We start from the raw sequence: 581 nt of genomic DNA, 5'->3' as shown, positions 1-581 counted from the left end.
AGACCGCACGAATATAACGGTGGGTTACCCCCAAACGAATCGGAAAATCGATACTGGAAAAACTCTAACTCGGTGGCCAGTTTTTGTTGACCACTTCACTGATCAAAGAGGTTACCCTGCGTGTAATCCGCTTCGAGGTAGAATGTGTGCTGTTTGTTATACTGTGCACTGACTCCCACGCCGTTATTCCAGCCATTACCTTTGAAACTGTACTTCTCCCGGGAGTTGTTCAACAGATATTCGGTATCCCCTGAAAACTCGCGGATAGCGCCAGTCTTCTGAGGTAGCCTGAGTTTAACGGACACTCCTTCCTGAAATAGAATGGTATCAGAAGGAGCTAATAATGAGCAGAAAAAACCAACGTTACTCTAAAGAGTTCAAAGCCGAAGCTGTCAGAACGGTTCTTGAAAATCAACTTTCGATCAGTGAAGGCGCTTCCCGATTATCCCTTCCTGAAGGCACTTTAGGACAATGGGTTACCGCCGCCAGAAAAGGGCTCGGTACTCCTGGTTCCCGCACGGTGGCTGAACTGGAATCTGAAATTCTGCAACTGCGTAAGGCGTTAAATGAAGCTCGCCTTG

The 581-nt window shown here is 47.5% G+C and carries 1 protein-coding gene and 1 pseudogene; one reads left to right on the top strand and one right to left on the bottom strand.

Annotation, left to right across the window (positions count from 1 at the left end; all coding sequences use genetic code 11):
* Window positions 1–95: 95 nt before the first annotated feature.
* A pseudogene (locus BGK49_RS17265) lies at window positions 96–284 on the bottom strand (autotransporter outer membrane beta-barrel domain-containing protein); the annotation flags it as partial.
* 59 nt (window positions 285–343) lie between these two features.
* Between BGK49_RS17265 and BGK49_RS17260 the strand changes: the two are divergent.
* A partial coding sequence (locus BGK49_RS17260; protein WP_032335914.1) for a transposase occupies window positions 344–581 on the top strand: 238 nt, incomplete at its 3' end.

This window comes from Shigella sp. FC1544, from assembly GCF_001722145.1.
Classification (GTDB): domain Bacteria; phylum Pseudomonadota; class Gammaproteobacteria; order Enterobacterales; family Enterobacteriaceae; genus Escherichia; species Escherichia coli.
This window is presented reverse-complemented; position numbering and strand designations above follow the sequence as displayed.